The organism is Bradyrhizobium hipponense (assembly GCF_008123965.1).
Classification (GTDB): Bacteria; Pseudomonadota; Alphaproteobacteria; order Rhizobiales; family Xanthobacteraceae; genus Bradyrhizobium; species Bradyrhizobium hipponense.
The window spans coordinates 19528-38432 of record NZ_VSTH01000009.1; the positions used below are offsets into that span (position 1 = coordinate 19528).

22 protein-coding genes are annotated in these 18905 nt (G+C 63.2%); 10 read left to right on the plus strand and 12 right to left on the minus strand.

The features are described 5' to 3' along the window. Nucleotides 1-165: 165 nt before the first annotated feature. Entirely contained in the window at nucleotides 166-1929 is a 1764-nt protein-coding gene (locus FXV83_RS01235) for an ABC transporter ATP-binding protein/permease (protein WP_148736973.1), read from the plus strand. A 292-nt stretch (nucleotides 1930-2221) separates the two neighbouring features. Here FXV83_RS01235 and FXV83_RS01240 read toward each other — a convergent pair whose 3' ends face one another. From FXV83_RS01240 to FXV83_RS01260, 5 genes are all read right to left on the minus strand, one after another. Continuing rightward, nucleotides 2222-3232: a TorF family putative porin gene (locus FXV83_RS01240; RefSeq protein ID WP_148736975.1), complete on the minus strand. Its 1011-nt coding sequence runs from the start codon at nucleotides 3230-3232 to the stop codon at nucleotides 2222-2224. 399 nt (nucleotides 3233-3631) lie between these two features. Then, nucleotides 3632-4000, minus strand: coding sequence for a histone (locus tag FXV83_RS01245; RefSeq protein ID WP_148736977.1), 369 nt, complete (start codon nucleotides 3998-4000; stop codon nucleotides 3632-3634). 44 nt (nucleotides 4001-4044) lie between these two features. Beyond that, complete coding sequence (glcF, locus tag FXV83_RS01250; protein ID WP_148736979.1) at nucleotides 4045-5391, minus strand: glycolate oxidase subunit GlcF; 1347 nt, start codon at nucleotides 5389-5391, stop codon at nucleotides 4045-4047. Continuing rightward, the gene (locus tag FXV83_RS01255; protein ID WP_148736981.1) at nucleotides 5388-6626 is read right to left on the minus strand and encodes an FAD-binding protein; all 1239 of its coding nucleotides are present in this window, start codon (nucleotides 6624-6626) and stop codon (nucleotides 5388-5390) included. The genes glcF and FXV83_RS01255 overlap by 4 nt, the downstream gene beginning before the upstream one ends. Before the next feature lie 72 nt (nucleotides 6627-6698). Next, a complete protein-coding gene (locus FXV83_RS01260; RefSeq protein WP_148736983.1) occupies nucleotides 6699-8192 on the minus strand; it encodes an FAD-linked oxidase C-terminal domain-containing protein in 1494 nt (497 codons plus the stop codon). A gap of 281 nt (nucleotides 8193-8473) precedes the next feature. On the opposite strand from FXV83_RS01260, the gene cycA reads away from it, so the two are divergent. Then, the gene (gene cycA / locus FXV83_RS01265) at nucleotides 8474-8869 is read left to right on the plus strand and encodes a cytochrome c-550 CycA (protein WP_148736985.1); all 396 of its coding nucleotides are present in this window, start codon (nucleotides 8474-8476) and stop codon (nucleotides 8867-8869) included. A gap of 18 nt (nucleotides 8870-8887) precedes the next feature. Here cycA and FXV83_RS01270 read toward each other — a convergent pair whose 3' ends face one another. Beyond that, nucleotides 8888-9844 (minus strand): alpha/beta fold hydrolase, encoded by a 957-nt coding sequence (locus FXV83_RS01270; RefSeq protein WP_187435575.1) that lies wholly within the window; start codon nucleotides 9842-9844, stop codon nucleotides 8888-8890. A 321-nt stretch (nucleotides 9845-10165) separates the two neighbouring features. Here FXV83_RS01270 and FXV83_RS01275 point away from each other — a divergent pair, with 321 nt between their 5' ends. Continuing rightward, nucleotides 10166-10348 (plus strand): hypothetical protein, encoded by a 183-nt coding sequence (locus FXV83_RS01275; protein ID WP_148736989.1) that lies wholly within the window; start codon nucleotides 10166-10168, stop codon nucleotides 10346-10348. Nucleotides 10349-10359: 11 nt separating this feature from the next. Here FXV83_RS01275 and FXV83_RS01280 read toward each other — a convergent pair whose 3' ends face one another. The 3 genes from FXV83_RS01280 to ykgO all read right to left on the minus strand — a co-directional run bounded on the left by FXV83_RS01280 (nucleotide 10360) and on the right by ykgO (nucleotide 11623). Further along, complete coding sequence (locus tag FXV83_RS01280) at nucleotides 10360-10620, minus strand: hypothetical protein (RefSeq protein ID WP_148736991.1); 261 nt, start codon at nucleotides 10618-10620, stop codon at nucleotides 10360-10362. 124 nt (nucleotides 10621-10744) lie between these two features. Then, nucleotides 10745-11383 carry a tetratricopeptide repeat protein gene (locus tag FXV83_RS01285; protein WP_148736993.1) on the minus strand — a complete coding sequence of 213 codons (639 nt, stop codon included), beginning with the start codon at nucleotides 11381-11383 and terminating at the stop codon, nucleotides 10745-10747. A 114-nt stretch (nucleotides 11384-11497) separates the two neighbouring features. Continuing rightward, nucleotides 11498-11623: a type B 50S ribosomal protein L36 gene (gene ykgO, locus FXV83_RS01290; protein ID WP_006611362.1), complete on the minus strand. Its 126-nt coding sequence runs from the start codon at nucleotides 11621-11623 to the stop codon at nucleotides 11498-11500. A gap of 309 nt (nucleotides 11624-11932) precedes the next feature. Between ykgO and FXV83_RS01295 the strand changes: the two genes are divergently transcribed. The 3 genes from FXV83_RS01295 to FXV83_RS01305 are packed head-to-tail and all read left to right on the plus strand — an operon-like array spanning nucleotide 11933 to nucleotide 14060. After that, entirely contained in the window at nucleotides 11933-12817 is an 885-nt protein-coding gene (locus tag FXV83_RS01295) for an amidohydrolase family protein (protein ID WP_148736995.1), read from the plus strand. 13 nt (nucleotides 12818-12830) lie between these two features. Further along, nucleotides 12831-13571, plus strand: a complete 741-nt coding sequence (locus tag FXV83_RS01300) for a haloacid dehalogenase type II (RefSeq protein ID WP_148736997.1) — start codon at nucleotides 12831-12833, stop codon at nucleotides 13569-13571. Nucleotides 13572-13592: 21 nt separating this feature from the next. After that, nucleotides 13593-14060: a YbaK/EbsC family protein gene (locus FXV83_RS01305; protein WP_148736999.1), complete on the plus strand. Its 468-nt coding sequence runs from the start codon at nucleotides 13593-13595 to the stop codon at nucleotides 14058-14060. Nucleotides 14061-14065: 5 nt separating this feature from the next. On the opposite strand, the gene FXV83_RS01310 is transcribed toward FXV83_RS01305, so the two are convergent. From FXV83_RS01310 to FXV83_RS01320, 3 genes are all read right to left on the minus strand, one after another. After that, nucleotides 14066-14410, minus strand: a complete 345-nt coding sequence (locus FXV83_RS01310) for a hypothetical protein (RefSeq protein ID WP_148737001.1) — start codon at nucleotides 14408-14410, stop codon at nucleotides 14066-14068. A gap of 289 nt (nucleotides 14411-14699) precedes the next feature. After that, nucleotides 14700-15221, minus strand: a complete 522-nt coding sequence (locus tag FXV83_RS01315) for an REP-associated tyrosine transposase (RefSeq protein ID WP_148737003.1) — start codon at nucleotides 15219-15221, stop codon at nucleotides 14700-14702. A gap of 112 nt (nucleotides 15222-15333) precedes the next feature. After that, the gene (locus tag FXV83_RS01320) at nucleotides 15334-16269 is read right to left on the minus strand and encodes a LysR family transcriptional regulator (protein WP_148737005.1); all 936 of its coding nucleotides are present in this window, start codon (nucleotides 16267-16269) and stop codon (nucleotides 15334-15336) included. A 118-nt stretch (nucleotides 16270-16387) separates the two neighbouring features. Between FXV83_RS01320 and FXV83_RS01325 the strand changes: the two genes are divergently transcribed. The 4 genes from FXV83_RS01325 to FXV83_RS44855 all read left to right on the plus strand — a co-directional run bounded on the left by FXV83_RS01325 (nucleotide 16388) and on the right by FXV83_RS44855 (nucleotide 18895). Then, complete coding sequence (locus FXV83_RS01325) at nucleotides 16388-17140, plus strand: SDR family NAD(P)-dependent oxidoreductase (protein WP_148737007.1); 753 nt, start codon at nucleotides 16388-16390, stop codon at nucleotides 17138-17140. Between the two features lie 35 nt (nucleotides 17141-17175). Beyond that, complete coding sequence (locus FXV83_RS01330; protein ID WP_148737009.1) at nucleotides 17176-17874, plus strand: pirin family protein; 699 nt, start codon at nucleotides 17176-17178, stop codon at nucleotides 17872-17874. 171 nt (nucleotides 17875-18045) lie between these two features. Beyond that, nucleotides 18046-18645 carry an NAD(P)H:quinone oxidoreductase gene (gene wrbA / locus FXV83_RS01335; protein WP_148737011.1) on the plus strand — a complete coding sequence of 200 codons (600 nt, stop codon included), beginning with the start codon at nucleotides 18046-18048 and terminating at the stop codon, nucleotides 18643-18645. Nucleotides 18646-18760: 115 nt separating this feature from the next. Further along, the gene (locus FXV83_RS44855; RefSeq protein WP_256469770.1) at nucleotides 18761-18895 is read left to right on the plus strand and encodes a hypothetical protein; all 135 of its coding nucleotides are present in this window, start codon (nucleotides 18761-18763) and stop codon (nucleotides 18893-18895) included. The last annotated feature ends 10 nt before the right edge of the window (nucleotides 18896-18905 follow it).

An 18905-nucleotide genomic window follows, 5' to 3' on the forward strand; every position in this document is an offset into this window, starting at 1 on the left:
GGAGGTCCTACCCCGCGCCGCTAAGGCCATGCTAGGGTTGCCGGCCCGGACAAGCCAATGCAAATTGCAGAACTTGCGACTTTAGTCTAAGCGCGCTCATGGCCGCCGCTGCCTTAGCCGTCTGGCTCCGGGCATTTGCGCATACCCCGCAGGAGACCCCCCTCTGTGAAGAACATCCGCGCGACGCTCGCGACCGTTTGGCGAATCGCCATCCCCTATTTCCGATCGGAGGACAAATGGGCCGGCGGCGGCCTGCTCGCCGCGGTGATTGCGATCGAGCTGTCGCTGGTCGCGATCGACGTCCTCTTTAACCAGTGGCAAAACCGATTCTACACCGCGCTCCAGGCCTACGACTGGGACAGGTTCGTCAGCGAAGTCTGGTTCTTCGTCATCCTCGCCGCCAGCTTCGTCGCGCTGGCGGTCTATCAGCTCTACCTGAACCAGTGGCTCCAGATTCGCTGGCGGCAATGGTTGACGCGCCACTATCTCGGCGAATGGCTCGAGGACGCCACGCATTACCGGATGCAGCTCAAGGGCGATGCGGCGGACAACCCGGACCAGCGCATCACCGAGGACGTCAAGAATTTCGTCGAACAGACCCTGACCATCGGCCTAGGCCTGCTCTCGTCGATCGTGACACTGTTCTCCTTTGTCATCATCCTCTGGGGCCTCTCCAATGCCGCGCCCCTGCACATTTTCGGGGCCGATGTCGTGATCCCCGGCTATCTATGCTGGGGTGCGCTGATCTATGCGATCTTCGGCACCGCGCTGACGCACTTGATCGGCGCACCGCTGGTCAATCTCAATTTCGAGCAGCAGCGCTATGAAGCGGACTTCCGCTTCAACCTCGTCCGCGTGCGGGAGAATTCCGAGCAGATTGCGCTGTTGAACGGCGAAGGCGCCGAACGTGGGCGCCTGCTGGACCGGTTCGGCCGCGTCGTCGGCAATTGGTACGCGATCATGGGCCGGACCAAGCGCCTCACTGCATTCACGGCGAGTTACAGCCAGGCTGCCGTGATCGTTCCCTATGCGCTGGTGGCGCCAGCCTATTTCGCCAAGCGGATTCAGCTCGGCGATATGATGCAGACCGGCTCGGCTTTCGGCAGCGTGCAGCGCGCATTGTCGTTCTTCGTGACGGCCTATCGCTCGATTGCCGAATGGCGCGCCGTGGTTGCCCGTCTCGACGGATTCGAGATGTCAGTGCGTTCGACCAGCAGGCTCGCTGAATACGAGCCGACGATCGGCATCAAGGCAGCGGGCGGCAGCCGCGCGATCGGCCTCGAGCAGCTCCGCGTGAACCTGCCGAATGGAGCGCCATTGGTCGTCGCGGACGCATTCGCCATCCATGCCCCGGAGCGGGTGCTCGTCACGGGGCCGTCGGGCTCGGGCAAGTCGACGCTGTTCCGCGCCATTGCCGGCATCTGGCCGTTTGGCACCGGCACCATCGTCATTCCCGAGAAGGCGAAGCTGATGATGCTGCCGCAGCGGCCATATTTCCCGGTCGGTGTGCTGCGGGACGCCGTGGTATATCCCGCAGCACCCGGCGCGTTCGAAACGACGCAGGTCCGGGACGCCCTCGTCGCGGTCGGGCTGCCGGACCTGGCCGAACGGCTCGAGGAGGACGGCCATTGGAATCGGATGCTGTCGCTCGGTGAGCAGCAGCGCCTGGGGCTTGCCCGCGCGCTGCTGCATGGGCCCGACTACCTATTCCTGGACGAGGCCACCGCCTCGCTGGACGAACCGTCCGAGGCCCGGCTGTACCGGCTCCTGGCAGAGAAGCTGCCGCGGGCCACTATCGTCTCGATCGGCCACCGCTCGACGCTCGACGCCTTCCACACCCGCAAGATGACGATGGCGAAGGATGGCGAGATCCACGTCCTCAGCGACGCCGGCAAGCCGGCCCGCGCCGAGCCGAACGGGGTGCGCTGAGCACGGCGTGATGGCTACCGGTTCGGCCCGCCGGGCAAACAGCAGCCCTCAAACTCGTCATGCCCGGGCTTGTCCCGGGCATCCACGTTCTTCCCTTCCTCGGGGATAGACGTGGATGGCCGGGTCAAGCCCGGCCATGACGATGCGGCCACGCGCGCCATATTCGATTGCTACGTTCGAGGGGCCCGAAGAAGCGCCTGCAAGCTCACATTGCAAATTCCGGCAATGCCGCCAAAGCAAAAGGGCGGCAGATCGCTCTGCCGCCCTTGCCCAATTCGTCTCGGGAAGAAGCTTACTTCAGGTTGCTCATCGCCGTCAGGTCGAACGACAGCTTGGCGATACCGGCCGCGCCGCACCAATTGGAGCCGACGCCGGTCGGATTGATCGGGGTAATATTCGTGCCCAAGTTGGCCGCGATGTTGCCACGGGCTGAGAAGTCGCTGGTGAAAGCGTTGCAGTCGCCCTTCGACAGATCGGTGTCGGAGTAGCGCAGGTCCAGCGTCATGACCTTGTAGGTGAAACCGACGCCAATGTTCCAGGTGTTGTAGTCAGCATACTTGATGCCGTTCGGGAAGGCCGGGACGCCATAGAAACTGTCGGAGGTGCCGAGCCACTGACGGCCGAACTCACCCGAGACGTACATGCCGACGCCGCTCGAACCGAAGATCGTGCTGGGCGCAATGTACTTGCCGGTGATCGAAGCGTAGTTGCCCCAGGCGCCCGAGTTCAGGTAGCTCGGGGTGTAGTACTCGGTCACGCCGAACGACCAGTTGTCGTTCACCGTATAAGTCATCTTGCCGTAGACTTCGAAGAAGCTCAGGTCCTTCTTGATCACGTTGGTGTTGAGCAAGGCCTTCTCGGCGCAGTCAGCTCCCTGGAACACGCCGGCGTTGTCGATGCCGGGAGCGCCGAAATAGCAGGTGCCGCCCGGGTACAGGTAACCCCAGACACCGATGTCGAAGGCAAACGCTCCGAAGGTCGGGCGAATACCGCCGTAGATATCGATCTCGGCCGCAGCGCGGTTGGGGAAGGAGATGCTCTCACCGGCAACGCCCACATAGAGCTGGAGGTCCTTGGTGACGTTGTAGCGCGGCTCGAAATAGGCCGCGACCGACGGCTTGTGATTCGACTGGGTGATACCGCGGAAGATGTAGTCGCTCATGATCGCGCCGCCGAAGGCGATATCCCAGGGGTCGAAGGCGGGCGGCGGCGGAGCCTTCAATGCCTTCACATGCATGTCTGCCGCGAAAGCCGAGCCCGTCACCATTGCCAGCGCCGTTGCCAACAAAGCCACTTTTTTCATTTCGATCCCCATCACCGGTTCTTAAACCCCAGTCGATCCCGGAAGCCCCCCGGGGCATACGACCTGACTGCAAAATTGCTTAACTCCGGCAATCTGTATGGGAGGAGGCGCCCCGTGAAGCAAAAAGCGCGGGCATCTGCCGACTTTTTAGGCGTTCTGACGATTCCATGAAAGGTTGTCAGCGTGTGTTGCTTCCCGACCACATTATTTGCATTGCGAAGTGCGCAGGAAGGGCCGTGATAGTACGGAAACCGAAAGATTGTAGCACCCACGCTACGAATCAGACGAGGCAGGATGTGGCGGCTAATCGGGGCGCCGGCGGCGATGCAAAAAGGCCGCAGCGTCGTCGCTACGGCCCTTCTGTTCGCAGTCGTTGGAAGATGTGGGAGGGCCTTAGCCCTACCCTTCGGCCGGTGCTTGGTCCCCAGCAGGCGAAGGCGTCGCCCAGCTCGTTTCCGGTGTCGGCGAGGCAGCTGGAGCCGGAGCTTCCGTTGGAGCCGGCGCAGGCTTCGCCCTGACCGCGCTCTTTTTGGCCGCGCTTTTCTTGGGCGCCGCTTTCTTGGCGACTTTCTTGGCCGCCTTCTTTGCAGTGGCGGCCTTCTTCGGCGCAGCCTTCTTGGCCGATTTCTTTGCAGACTTCTTTGCGGATTTTTTCGCGGACTTCTTGGCGGCTTTCTTTGTCGCCTTCTTCGCGGTCTTCTTCTTCGCCGCTACAACCTTCTTCGCCTTTTTGGCCTTCTTGCTTTTCTTCTTCTTCGCTTTCGCCATCGTGGTCCTCCTGTTGCCGCCAATCAATGGTCGATCGGGCGCCTTCAGCCGTCACCGCCGGACGCAGCGCCGCTCGACGAATTCGATGCCGGCCGCGAGCCGCCCGTAGCCCAATCGAGAAGCTCAATCGTGTGCACGACCGGAACTGACGTACCGCTGGCAATCTGCACCATGCAGCCGATATTGCCCGCGGCAATCATGTCCGGCTTGACGCTCGCGATGTTGGCGACCTTGCGATCGCGCAACCTGCCCGCAAGGTCGGGCTGGAGAATGTTGTAAGTCCCCGCCGAACCGCAACACAAATGGCTCTCCGGGACATCTTTCACCACGAATCCATTCTTGGAAAGCAATTCTTTCGGAAGCGTCGTGATTTTCTGCCCGTGCTGCAACGAACAAGCGGAGTGATAGGCGACGACGATGTTGTCGTGTCGCGTCGTCGGTGCGAGGCCCAGTCCGGCGACGTATTCGGTGATGTCCTTGGCGAGTGCGGAGACCTGCGCTGCATCGGCTGCGAACGTGCGATCCTCGCGCAGCAGATAGCCGTAATCCTTGATCACCGTGCCGCAGCCGGAGGCCGTTACCAGGATGGCGTCGAGGCCCTCGCCTGCCGCTTCTGCCCGCCACGCCGCGACGTTGGCACGGGCGCGGGCGAGCGCATCGTGGTCGTTGCCGAGGTGGTGGGTCAGCGCGCCGCAGCATTGCTCGTCCTTGACCAGCACGACCTCGATGCCGTGGCGGGTGAGCAGGTTGATGGCGGCCTGGTTGATACGCGGCGCCAGGACCTGCTGGGCGCAGCCTTGCAACAGCGCGACCCGGCCACGCTTCTTGCCGAGCGCCGCGAACACGCTGCCCGCGGCAGGGCCCCGCGACGGCAGGTGGCTCGGGGCCAATGCCAGCATTGCCTTGATGCGCTCGATCAGGCCGGGCGTGGCCGACGGCCGCGGCGTCGGCAGGAATACGGCAAGCGGACGGGCCAGCCGCGCCAGCCGCATGCTGGCGCGAAAGCGCTGCGGGTCCGGCAGGACGAATGCCAGCACCTGTCGCAGCAGCCGCTCGGCAAGCGGCCTCTGATAGCGCTGCTCGATCCTGACCCGGGCCTGGTCGACGAGGTGCATGTAGTTCACCCCTGAGGGGCAGGTCGTCATGCAGGCAAGGCACGACAGGCAGCGATCGATGTGTTTCACTACCTCCGACGTCGGTGCCTGGTCCTTCTCCAGCATCTCCTTCATCAGGTAGATGCGGCCGCGCGGGCTATCGAGCTCGTCGCCGAGCAGCACATAGGTTGGACAGGTTGCGGTGCAGAAGCCACAATGGACACAGGCGCGCAGGATCTTGTCGGCTTCCGCGATGTCGGGATCGGCGAGCTGCGCGAGTGAGAATTCGGTCTTCATGCCGCAGGGCCCCGCATCAGCCGTCCCCGGTTGAGGATGGTCTTCGGATCGAACCCGGCGCGGACCCGCTCACTCAGAGCGGCAATCCCCGGAGCTTGCGGATGGAAGACATCGACACTGTGCCTGACGTCCTCGGCCGCCCGGATCAGCATGGCATGCCCACCGACGGCGCCCGCGCGCATACGCACGGCGGGGGCATGCGCATCTCCTTTCGGCGGCAGCGCCGCCCAGATCAAGCCGCCGCCCCAATCGTAGATCAACTCGCCGCCGGTCTCGCGCGCCAATTGCGTGCCGAGCGCCGCGCCTGATGCGGGCGGGCAGACGATCCGCCAGACCGGCCAGGCGCCCAGCGCGCGGCTGGCCGCGAACGGCAGGACATCGCGGATGGTGGCCCACAGCGCCGAAGACGCGGCATCCTCGACCAGCGTCGCGGTTCCGAACGGCGCCAGCAATTCGAGCAACGAGCCGGCGCGATGGGCGGCGGAGGCCGTGATCCCCTCGAGCCGCAGCACGGTCAGCGCCTCGCCCTCGCCTGCGATGTCGCCGAGCCCTTCCGTCGTGGCCCGGAACGCCGATTTCGGCAGATGCGCGGCGGCAGAGACGTCGAAGGGCGAGCCGAGTGCCGCGGTCATCGCCTTGTTGGCCGCGGCATCGTCGAGCCCGCGCAGCAGCAGCGTCCGCTCAGCTTCCGGCTTCGGCATCACCTTCAGCGTAACCTCGGTCATGACCGCCAGCGTGCCCCAGGAGCCCGCCAGCAGCTTGCACAGATCGTAGCCGGTGACGTTCTTCACCACCTTGCCGCCGGTCTTGAAGCTGTCGCCGAAGCCCGAGACAGCGTGCGCCCCGAGCAGATGATCGCGCGCCCCGCCAGCCTTGATGCGCCGCGGCCCCGCCAGTCCCGCGGCGATCATGCCGCCGATGGTTCCGAGCGCGGGCGTGCCCAAGAGCGGCGCCGTGCTCATCGGCTCGAAGGCGAATTGCTGGTTCTTGGAATCGATCAGCGACAGCACGTCGGCCAAGGGCGCGCCGGCCTGAAGCGTGATGATCAGTTCGTTCGGTTCATACGAGGTCACAGCGCTCAGCGCGGAGACGTCGAGCACGGCGTTGGTCGCCATCGCATGGCCGATACCGCGCTTGGTGCCATGACCGATGATCTCGAGCGGCTGCTCATTGGCAATCGCCGCGCGCACCGCCTCTTCGACGTCTTTGGCGTCTCGTACTCTAAGCGTATCCACGACTGTGCCGGTAATGGAGTTTACAACGGAAATCAAATTTGGCGCATTGCAGCGAAGGTGCAGCGGTTGTCGCTAAAACCGCGGAATATCTGGAAACGCCAGCTTGCCCGCGTGCACATGCATGCGGCCGAGCTCGGCGCAGCGGTGCAGCGTCGGAAACACTTTTCCGGGGTTGAGCAGGCCCTGCGCATCGAAGGCGCATTTGAGCCGCTGCTGCTGGTTCAAGTCGATTTCGCTGAACATCTCCGGCATCAGGTCGCGCTTCTCGATGCCGACGCCATGCTCGCCGGTGAGCACGCCGCCGAACTCGACGCAGGCGCGCAGGATGTCGGCGCCGAAGGCTTCGGCGCGCTCGATCTCGCCGGGCTTGTTGGCATCGTAGAGGATCAGCGGATGCAGATTGCCGTCGCCGGCGTGGAACACGTTGGCGCAGCCGAGCTGGTATTTTTCCGACAGCTCGCGGATGCGCGCCAGCGCCTTTGGCAGTGCGCCGCGGGGAATGGTGCCGTCCATGCAGAGATAGTCGGGTGAGATGCGGCCCACAGCCGGAAACGCCGCCTTGCGGCCCGCCCAGAACAGATTGCGCTCCGCCTCCGACGTCGAGATCTGGCAGGTGGTCGAGCCGCAGCCATTGGCGATGGCCTCGACGCGGCTGATCAACTCGTCGACCTCGATCTTGGGGCCGTCGAGCTCGATGATCAGCAGCGCCTCGACATCGAGCGGATATCCGGCATGGACGAAGGCCTCCGCGGCGTGGATAGCGGGCTTGTCCATCATCTCCATGCCGCCGGGAATGATGCCCGCGCCGATGATGCGCGCGACGCATTCCCCGGCCGCTTCCACCTGCGCGAAACCGACCATCAGTGCGCGCGCCGTCTCCGGCTTTTGCAGGATGCGCACCGTGATCTCGGTGATGACGCCGAGCAGGCCTTCGGAGCCGGTGATGACGCCCATCAGATCGTAGCCGGGATTTTCGCACCCCTTGCCGCCAATGCGCAGGATCTCGCCGCTCATCAGCACGATCTCGCAGCCGAGCACGTTGTTGGTGGTCATGCCGTATTTCAGGCAGTGCACGCCGCCGGAATTTTCCGCGACATTGCCGCCGATCGAGCAGGCGATTTGCGAGGACGGATCGGGCGCGTAGTAGAACCCGGCATGCGCGACGGCCTGGCTGATGGCAAGGTTAGTGACGCCGGGCTCGGTGACGACGACGCGATTGTCGAAATCGATCTCGCGGATGCGCTTGAACTTGCCGAGGCCCAGCAGCACGCCGTCTTCCAGCGGCAGCGCGCCGCCGGACAGCGAGGTCCCGGAGCCGCGCGGCACCACCTTGATGCCCTGCCCGGCACAATATTTCAGGATGAGCGAGACCTGCTCGGTCGTATCCGGCAGCACCACGACCATCGGCGGCTGCCGATAGGCGGTCAGCCCGTCGGATTCATAGGCCCGCATCTCCGCGGCGCTGTCGATCACGCCTTCGCCGGGCACGATCGCGCGCAGTGCGGCGACGATCTCCGCACGGCGCGTGAGCACTGCCTGGTCGCTGGCAGGCATCATGATGGCCATAGCACATCCATCCTGACATATCCTTCCGACTCGCGCCGCACGATCGATTTTGTCGCGGCAAATCAACCACGTCCGCGGTGGTTTGGGTAGGCCATCCGAAAGTCGGATCGACCATCCCAGGCGAGTTCGCTCTGGGACAAGTAGGAAGTCGTGAAACCTGTCATGGTTTCGTGGCTTGTCCAAGCCGAGCGGGCCATGCCAAAAGCGGCAGGCCCGACGGTTGCCGTCCGGCAAGGGACTGACCAGGCTAGACCCACCAGGGAAGAGACGAAGAGCACCCGATGAAAAAACTGACTTTTGGCGCACTGATGATCCTCACCGTGACTGCCACGGCCTCCACTGCGATGGCGCAGGATGTCGCGGCCGGCAAATCGTCGTTCAACAAATGCCTGGCCTGCCATGCGATCGGCGAAGGCGCCAAGAACAAGGTCGGCCCCGAGCTCAACGGCCTCGACGGCCGCAAGTCCGGCACTGCGCCGGACTACAACTATTCCGACGCGAACAAGAATTCCGGCATCACATGGAACGAGGCGGTGTTCAAGGAATACATCAAGGATCCCAAAGCCAAGATCCCCGGCACCAAGATGGCATTCGCCGGCATCAAGAACGAGACCGAGATCAACAATCTGTGGGCCTACGTCTCGCAGTTCGACAAGGACGGCAAGGTCAAGCAGTAAGCGCTGGCAAGGCGGCCGCTAATCGGCGGCCGCCTGCACTGGGACGATTATGCCGATCATCGTCTCGATTTCAGTCTTCACGAGACCCGGCTCCGCGATCTGCACCATGTGGCCGAGATCGGGCAGCACGATCAGCTTTGCATTCCGCACCAATGCCGCAAACGGACGGGCATGAATGTTGGTCGACACGGTCTTGTCCGGCTCGCCGGCGATGATCGTGACCGGCACTGTGATCTCGCCGTAACGCGCAACTTGCGCGGCGACTGATTCCTTCAGCGTCACCAGGTCATAGGCATTGGCGATGAACTCGCGCGGGCGCAGCAGCAGCGGCGTCGCGGACTCCTTCACGAAGCCGTCCGGCATGACCTGCGGCAGGAACACGTCGCGCGCGCCGGGCTCGGCGAGGAGATATCCAAGCGGCAAGGTGACGGTGTAGGCGAGCAGCGGACCGACCACAGGCGTTGCGATGATCTCGTTGTAGCGGCCAACGCCGCCGCGCCAGGGATGCGTGACCGGCGCCAGCATCACGAGGCCCGCGACCCGATCCGGATGATCGAGCGCCAGCCGCGCCCCGAGTGCCCCGCTCCAGGAATGCACGACCACGATCGCGCGCGCGATGCCGAGCTTGGCGAGCGCCTCGCCGATCATCCGCGCCTGGATCTGCGGCGTCGAATCCTGCCGTCGCGCCCGCGTACTCCAGCCATGGCCGGGACGGTCGAACAGGATAACACGATGATTCTTGGCCAGGAGATCGCCGAGCGGGCGGCGCATCGCTTCGAGATTGGAGCTCGCGCCATGCAACATCACGATGGGCGGGCCTGCGTCGCGCGGGCCGAGATCGACGACATGCAGCGTCGCGCCGTCAACCTCGATCATCTGGCCCTGCGGTGGAAAGGCGCGTTGCACGGCAACGACACCGGCCTGCGTGGCCAGCGCCAGCAAAACCAGCGCGGTCACGACTGACATCACGATCATGGAGAGAGTCCGGACAATCCAGGGCACATGCCAGCTACGGACCTTGCCACACGGCAGTTTCGCTCCAGCGTTTCCACGGAAAGGGCTGGGGCTGTGGATATGTGCATAATCTCAATCCGCAAAAACGCAATGAAATCAACGATACTTTTGGCGATGCGCAAGCCCCGGACCAGCTTCATGCAGTCGTCATCGGGGCCTCCATATAATCGCCACGGTCGATTCTGCCATCTAGGCCCGGGTGGGCGCCGATCCTCCTCGCAACCTTCTGGGGATGTGGGAAAGACCGGCAGGATTTGTCCTGGTTTGAACCGGAGGATTTTGATGAGCTTGAGATCGAAAGACACTGCCATCGACGAGATCGTCGCGAGCTGTAGCGGCGACCTGCGCGGAGCCGTGCGGGCGCTGCTGCTGATCAACGAGCATCTCGAGGCGGAGCTCGTAAGGGCTTACGCCGCAGCTGCCGATCAGGGCCTCACCGAGCGCGGCAGCAGCGTCCTGCATTAGGACGCGGACGACTAATTCGTACCGTCCTCGTCCTTTTCGTCGTCGGGACCCACCGCGGGACAGGCGCGGATGGTCGAGCGGGCAAGCTTGGCATCGGCTCTTGATTTGTAGGGACCGTCGCCGAACCAGACGTCGCCCGCGATCACGGGATTGCTGGTCACGATGTTGCATTTGCCGGTGGCGCGGTTGCCGACCACCCAGAATAGCCCGTCGGCGAGGCTCACTGTCCCCGACGCCAACAGCAAGCTACCTGCAAAGATCAAACGCTTCATGGCTTTGCTCCTGCCATGCAGTTAGGCCTCGCCTTGCCAGCGCAATAGCCCCTGCAGCGCGAGGCATGCGATCGTAGTTAATCGCCGCGCGTCGCAATCGATCGAAAGATGATCGAGTTATACGCTAGATGTCGCGGCCTTCGACCTTCTCGGTCAAGGATTTGACCTGGTCGGGAATCTTGTCGAGATGCGGATTGACGGCGAGCGCCTTGCGGTAGGCCTCGAGTGCACGTTTCTCGTCCCCGACCTCCTGCATGATCATGCCGAGGCCTGCGAGCGCGCCGAAATGGCGCGGTTCCCGGGCCAGCACTTGCTGGATATCGGCCAGCGAGCGGCCGTAGTCGTTCTGCATGTAGTAGAGGGTCGCGCGCCGGTTCCAGGCCTCGATATAATCGGGCCGCAGCTTGATGACGGAATCCAGAAGCTTGATGGCGACGTCGATCTTCTGCGCGTCGACCGCCGTCTTGGCCCGCGACATCAGCAGCGCCGCGGTGTCGCTCGGGGTGTGGATCCAGATCGCCCAGATCCGCGCCTCGACATGCTTGGCGCTGGCTTCGTCAGGGGCGGCCTTCAGCGCGCCGAACAGGAAATCCAGATTCTTGGTGCGGTCGACCTTGGGAAGCTTGGCCGGTGCCTCGGGGATCTTTTTCTGCGTGCCAGGCGGGGCCGGCGGATCAACCTGCGCCAGGGCCGGAGCAATGCCGGCGGTTCCCAGGACAAGGGCCAGGCACAGGGTAGGCGCGAATAGGAATCTTACTGCCATGGTGAAAGTCTAAACGCGTAAAGCCGCCCTTGCAAAGCAGGGACGGCGTCAAACTCGTGTGAGACCGTGGTCTTGCGGGGCGCGCTTGGGCGTCCGGCAGGGATCAGGCCGAAATCAGCCCTGGCGAGCCTTGAAGCGGCGCTGCACCTTGTTGATCACGTAGACCCGGCCCTTGCGGCGGACAAGGCGGTTGGCGCGGTGGCGGCCACGCAGTGATTTCAGCGAGTTACGGACCTTCATGGCAGAATCCTGAACGTTCGAAAGGCCGTGTTCGGCACTACCGTTTCGGCACGCGCGAATGTGGCAAAATGCGATTTACCCCGCCGGCGGACGACCGCCCGGGACGGGGCGGTTTCTAAGGCATGGCGGGACCGCATGTCAATGCAAACGGCCCCCTCCCAGCCGATTATCCTCGGGATAGGGCTGAAGGCCCCATCGCCACCGCGCCGCTCGCGACAGCCGAGCCTTGTCAGCCGAGCCATGTCAGTCGAGCCTTGCCAATTTCGTTATATCCTATAATCAATTTGGCAACCCGTCGGGAGGACACCAATGCCGAAGCTGAAGCTGCCGAACATCGACGACGTTGTGGCGATCGACATCCATACCCATGCCGAGGAGCCCTGCGGCTGCCATGCTGACGACGGCTATGACGACTTCCAGGCGCAGATGGCGGAGTATTTCAAATCGCCGAACAAGCACCCGCCGACCGTGCCGGAGACCGCGGCCTATTACCGTTCCAAGAACATCGCCGCGGTGATCTTCCCGGTCGATGCCGAGCGCGAGACCGGCTTCCGCCGCTACAACAATTACGAGATGCTGGAGGTCGCCTCCGACCATCTCGACGTCCTCATCCCCTTCGTCTCGATCGATCCGCACAAGGGTAAGCTCGGCGCGCGCGAGGCGCGCAAGCTGATCGAGGAATACGGCGTCCGCGGCTTCAAATTCCACCCGACCATGCAGGGCTTCTACGCCAACGACCGCATGGCCTATCCGCTCTATGAAGAGATCAACAATGGCGGCGCGATCGCGCTATTCCACACCGGCCAGACCGGCGTCGGAAGCGGCATGCCCGGCGGCATGGGGATGCGGCTGAAATATTCCAACCCGATGTACATGGACGACGTGGCGGCGGATTTCCCCGATCTCAAGATGATCCTCGCCCACCCCTCCTTCCCCTGGCAGGAGGAGGCGCTGTCGGTCGCCACCCACAAGCCGAACGTCTATATCGACCTGTCCGGCTGGTCGCCGAAATATTTCCCGCCGATCCTGGTGCGCTATATCAACTCGATCCTCCAGGACAAGATGCTGTTCGGATCGGACTGGCCGGTGATCACGCCGGACCGCTGGCTCGTGGATTTCGCCAAGATCGAGATCCGCGACGAGATCCGGCCAAAGGTGCTCAAGGCCAACGCGCGCAAGCTTTTGGGGATTTGACCGAGGGACCAACGTGATGATCAAAGCCGTCGTTTTCGACGCCTATGGAACGCTCTACGACATCCAGTCGGTCGCAGAGATCACCGAGGATGCGTTTCCGGGCTATGGCGAGATCATCACGCAGATCTGGCGCATCAAGCAGCTCGAATACACCTGGTTGCGCTCGCTGATGCAGCGCTACCAGGACTTTGCTGCGGTCACGCGCGACTCGCTCGCCTATACGCTGCGCGTGCTTGGGCTCGCCTATGAGAGCGAGATCTTCGAACGTGTGATCGAAAAATATTTGCATCTCGATCTCTATCCGGATGCCGCAAGCACGCTTGCAGCCCTGAAGCCGCGAAAGCTCGCCATTCTGTCCAATGGCAGCCCGGACATGCTGAATGCGCTCGTGTGCAACACCGGTCTCGATCGCCTGCTCGACGCCACCATCAGCGTCGATGCGAAGAAGATCTTCAAGCCTTCTCCCGAAGCCTATGCGCTGATCGGCGAGGTGCTCGGCACCGCACCGGAGGAGGTTCTGTTCGTCTCCTCCAATCCCTGGGACGTAGCCGGCGCGAAATCGTTCGGATTGAACGTCGCCTGGATCGAGCGTGTCACGCCGGAGGCGATGGCGCTGGCTTGCGTCGAAAACGAACTCATGGCACCGCTAACCCTGTTCAAGGCGATCCGCACTCAGATGGATGAGCTCGGGTTTGCGCCGGACCATCGCGTCCACGCACTCTCCGAGCTGCCCGAGATCTCCGCCCGCACGTGAGTTTGGAATGAGCCGCTTAGAATGAGCCTGCAATCCGTTCGCGATTTCTTCGCCGAGAAAGCCCCCGATATATCCGTCATTGAATCGCCGATCAGCTCCGCGACCGTGGCGCTGGCCGCCGAAGCCTATGGCGTCGAGCCCGGGCGGATCGCCAAGACGCTGTCGTTGCGGATCGGCGAGCGCGTCATTCTCATAGTTGCCGCCGGCACCTCGCGGATGGACAACAAGAAGGTCAAGGCGGCATTCGGCGGCAAGCCGAAGATGCTCGGGCTGGAAGAGGTCGCGGAGATCACCGGCCACGAGGTCGGCGGCGTCTGCCCGTTCGGGCTGAAGACGCCGCTGGCGATCTATTGCGACGTGTCGCTGAAGGCGTTCGACATCGTGGTGCCGGCCGCAGGCTCGACCCACAGCGCCGTGCGCATCACGCCCGAGCGGATGGCCGAACTGACCGTGGCTGAATGGGTCGACGTCTGCGAGATCAGGCCGTAAGTCGGCTAATCGTCTTCATCATAGGGCCGCGGTGCGGGCGGCGGAGGCGCAGCGTTGTAGCGCGGGGGCGGCGCGGCGCGATTGCGCGGGACCGGCGGCTGTGGCTGCACCTGATTGTGGGACTGGAACACCGCGCGGCAACCACTGGAGAGCTGCGGCGTGTTCTGTTGCAAGCAGGCCACGATACGATTCACATCCGGAATCTGGTCGCTGCACAGGCGCCACACATCCGGTGTGCAGGCCATCTGCTGTTCCATCGTGCCGCGATATTCTTCGGCGGACGCCGCGCTCTGCGCCACGATGCCGCCGATCGCAAGCGCCACACCCAGCGCGATCCGCTCTGTTCGCATATACCGATCCTTCTCGATTCTCTCGAATACTTGTCAATCAATGAGACGCGAGCTGGTTCTGGACCAACAAAAAATTGTGAAAGCTCGGCAGGAACTTATTCCACCTTGCCGATCTTCTTCACCGCTGCGATCAATATGCAGTTTGCGCGAGGCGCTCGACCGACCCGCGTGTTCATGAATTGAAGACGCAGCTGGAGGAGGAAGCCGGCCTTGCGAATTGTCGCCAGCGACGGCGTGAAAGTCTCCTAGCGAGATCCAGTAGGGTGGGCAAAGCGAAGCGTGCCCACCATCATTCGCCAAACTGCCCCGGAGTATCCCGCATATCTCCTCCCCAATCTACGGGAAGGGTGCCTTGATCGACGTAGCGATGGAAGCTGCTGAAGGACCAATCGCGCACACGTGAGACGAGGCCGTGCTTCACGGGGTTGAAGTGAATGTAGTCAACGTGGCGTTCCAAGTCCGCGTCATTGCGGATTGCATGCTCCCAGAAGCGCCGCTGCCAGATGCCTTTTTCGCGCTTTCTCAATTTGCTGGTCGTGCGTGGTCCCGTCTCCAGGCCTCGCGAAAAGCCGCCCTTGATCAAATTCCACCGTGACGAAAAATCGAGATCATCCTCTGGAAGGGCCCAAATGGCGTGAAGATGATCGGGTAGGACACAAACCGCCACGGTTTCGAACGGACGTCGCTGCTGAATTGTTCGGTAGTTTTGTCTCAGGCGGTCAACGTGATCCACGAGCAGAGTGCTTGATCGGTCGGCAAGCACAACCGTGAAGAAGAATATGCTGCCTTTGGCTCGACGATACTGAGGCATTGCGATCTTCTTCGCCCGAATGGTGGGCACGCTACGCTTTGCCCTACAATTGTCATTCTGAGGATAGGCTAGCGAGATTTTGCAGGGAACGCGTCGTGCCTACCGAGGAAAGTCACGGCACTTTTGCAACCTTCTTAGGCCGCCGTTTGCACGTATCCGGCAATTTCGCGGCGAGAAAATCGCCGAGCGCCTCGACGCGTGCAGGCCGCGGGCCGCCGGGCGGCGTCACCAGGTGCACGGCGCCTTCGGCCTGCTTCCAGTCCTTCAGAATCACTTCGACCTGGCCGGAGGCGATCGCTTCGCCGACGATGAATTCGGGGAGCTCGGCAATGCCGAGGCCCGCGATCAGAGCCGGCATCACCGCTTCACCATTATTGACGCGAAGCTGTCCACCCGGACGTACGCTGGCCTGCTCGCCGGCCGCATTGGTGTAGTGCCAGACATTCGGCGTAGAGAGATAAGCGTAGGCGAAGCATTTGTGCTCGGCCAGATGCATCGGATGCGTCGGCCGGCCGTGACGCTTGAGATAGGACGGCGCGGCCACCGTGTAGCGCGGCATGGTGAAGAGCCGCCGCGCGATCAGCGACGAATCCGGCAGCCGCGCAATCCGCACCGCCATGTCAAAGCCCTCGCCGATCAGATCGACGGTCGCATCGCTTAAGTGCAGATCGACCGAGACGTCCGGATAGGCCTCGAAAAACTCCGGCAGCAATGGCGCCACGGCCTTCACTCCGAAGGTCATGGGCACCGCGAGCCGCACCAGCCCCCGCGGCGCCACCGATTGCGCCAGCGCCTCGTTCTCCGCCGCCTCACCGTCGGCGAGCAGACGCGTCGCGCGTTCGGCGAGCTTGTGCCCGGCATCGGTCAACGCGAGTCGGCGGGAGGTGCGGTTGAACAGCCGGGCGCCGAGCCGCTCCTCCAGCCGGGTCACCGCCTTGGACACTGTGGCTTTCGACATCACGAGCTCGCTGGCGGCCGCCGCAAACGACCGTAACTCCACGACTTTTGCGAAAACCGCGAGCGCCTCGAAATCGGGGAGTTTTGCCATGAGAGCCGGTCCGATAGGTCGATTTAAGGAAACAATGCGTTTCAACAGTTTCTATTTCTATACCACGGACGGAGCCTTATCCAAGGGCAATCGCAATTCCAGGGAATGGAGAAATCCAATGACCAAGAAGCTCTCAGGCAAGGTTGCCTTCGTCACCGGCGGCTCGCGCGGCATCGGTGCGGCGTCCGCCCGCGCACTCGCCGATGAAGGCGCCGATGTCGCCATCAGCTATGTCGCATCGCCCGAAAAGGCGGAAGCCGTCGTTGCCGAACTGAAGGCCAAGAGCGTGAAGGCACGCGCGTTCAAGGCCGACCAGGCCTCCGCCAAGGACGTGACGCAACTCGTCAAGGACGTTGCGAAGGAATTCGGCCATCTCGACATCCTCGTCAACAATGCCGGTGTCGCCGCAGGCGGCGCGATCGACGATGCCAATGCCGACACGGAAGCCCTCGCCCGCCAGGATGCGATCAACGTGCATGGCGTGATCGCGGCGATCCGCACCGCCTCGCAGCTGATGGGTGAAGGCGGCCGCATCGTCACCGTCGGCTCGATGCTAGCCGACCGTGCCTCGTTCCCGGGGCTCGCCGACTACGTCGCCACCAAGGCGGCCGTGGTCGGCTACACCAAGGGCGCGGCTCGCGATCTCGGCCCCCGCGGCATCACCGTCAACGTGGTGCAGCCCGGCTCGATCGATACCGACATGAATCCGAAGGACGGCGGCGAATTCGCCGAGACCCAGCGCAAGCAGCATGCGCTCGAACGCTTCGGCCGTCCCGAGGAAGTCGCAGCCGGCGTGGTCTTCCTGGCGAGCCCGGAAGCCTCCTTCGTCACCGGCACCGTGCTCAACGTCGACGGCGGTTTTGGCGCCTGATCCGGGCCTCACCCGTTCAAATAAGGACCACGCAGATGATCGAACTCAGACCTTTCGCAAAGCTCGGCGGTGCCGACCACGGCTGGCTCAAGGCCAAGCATCATTTCTCCTTCGCCAGCCATTATGACCCGAACAATATGGGTCACGGCGCCTTGCGGGTGTGGAACGACGACGAGATCGCGCCGAACACCGGATTTCCCGCTCATCCCCACGCCAACATGGAAATCATCACCTATGTGCGCGAGGGCGCGATCACCCATCAGGACAGCCTCGGCAACGAGGGCCGGACCGAAGCCGGCGACGTGCAGGTGATGAGTGCCGGCAGCGGCATCCGCCACTCCGAGTACAATCTCGAGCCGACTAAGACCCGGATCTTCCAGATCTGGATTGAGCCTGCGGCGCGGGGCGGCCAACCCACCTGGGGCTCGAAGCCGTTCCCGAAGGCGGACCGCTCAGGCAAGCTCGTCACCATCGCAAGCGGCGACGAGAACGACAGGGACGCGCTGCCGATCCGCGCCGACGCGCGCGTGCTGGCAACCACGCTCAAGGCCGGCGAGAGCGCGGAGTACGAGTCGCAAAAGTCGCGCTATCTCTACCTGGTGCCCGCGGCAGGTGCGGTCGAGATCAACGGCGTGCGCGTGAACGCCCGCGACGGCGCCGCGATCCGCGACGAAGACAGGCTGAAGATCACGGCTCTGGAAGATTCCGAGCTCGTGCTCGTCGACGCAGCGTAAAGCACACCGTCATGACCGGGCTTGTCCCGGCCATCCACGCCTCTCCACAAGCAAACAAGAACATGGATGCCCGGGCATAGGCGAGCGGAAGCGACGCCGTCCTTCGGACGGCTATGCCCGGGCATGACGATCCAATCACCGAGCAACTCGACCAGACAACGGAGACCATCCATGACCAAAGTTCTCGTCCTCTATTATTCCGCCTATGGCCACATCGAAGCGATGGCGAATGCGGTTGCCGAAGGCGCACGCGAAGCCGGCGCCCTCGTCGACATCAAGCGCGTGCCCGAGCTCGTTCCGCCAGAGGTCGCCAAGGCCTCGTACTACAAGGTCGACCAGGCCGCGCCGGTCGCCAAGATCGAGGACCTCACCAACTACGACGCGATCATCGTCGGTACCGGCACCCGTTTCGGCAGGATGGCCTCGCAGATGGCGAATTTCCTCGATCAGGCCGGCGGGCTCTGGGCCAAGGGCGCACTGCACGGCAAAGTCGGTGGCGCCTTCACGGCGAGCGCGACCCAGCATGGCGGCCAGGAGACGACGCTGTTCTCGATCATCACCAACCTCTTGCATTTCGGCATGGTCGTAGTCGGCATGAACTATGGCTTTGCCGGCCAGATGAAGCTCGATGAAGTGACCGGCGGCGCGCCCTACGGCGCCACCACGATCACCGGCGGCGACGGCAGCCGCCAGCCCAGCGCCAACGAGCTTGCGGGTGCGCGCTATCAGGGGCGCGCGATCGCCGAGACCGCCAAAAAACTACATGGCTAAACTTCATGGCTGAGCTTCACGGTTAAACTTCACGATCGACTGCATGGCTGATGCGATTTGGGCGGCATTCTCTTGTGGGAATGCCGCCCTATCTAACGTTGCAGGAGCAACGCGTATGGCCTTCGAAATCCTCTTGATCGCGCAGATGATCCGCAGGCCAGCTCAGGCGCTGGCGCGGCGCTGGTACTGCCGCAGCCTGTTCCGCGCCTCGCGCGGCCGCTTCCACTGCGCCGGGTGCACCGGATCGTGAAACCTGCGCG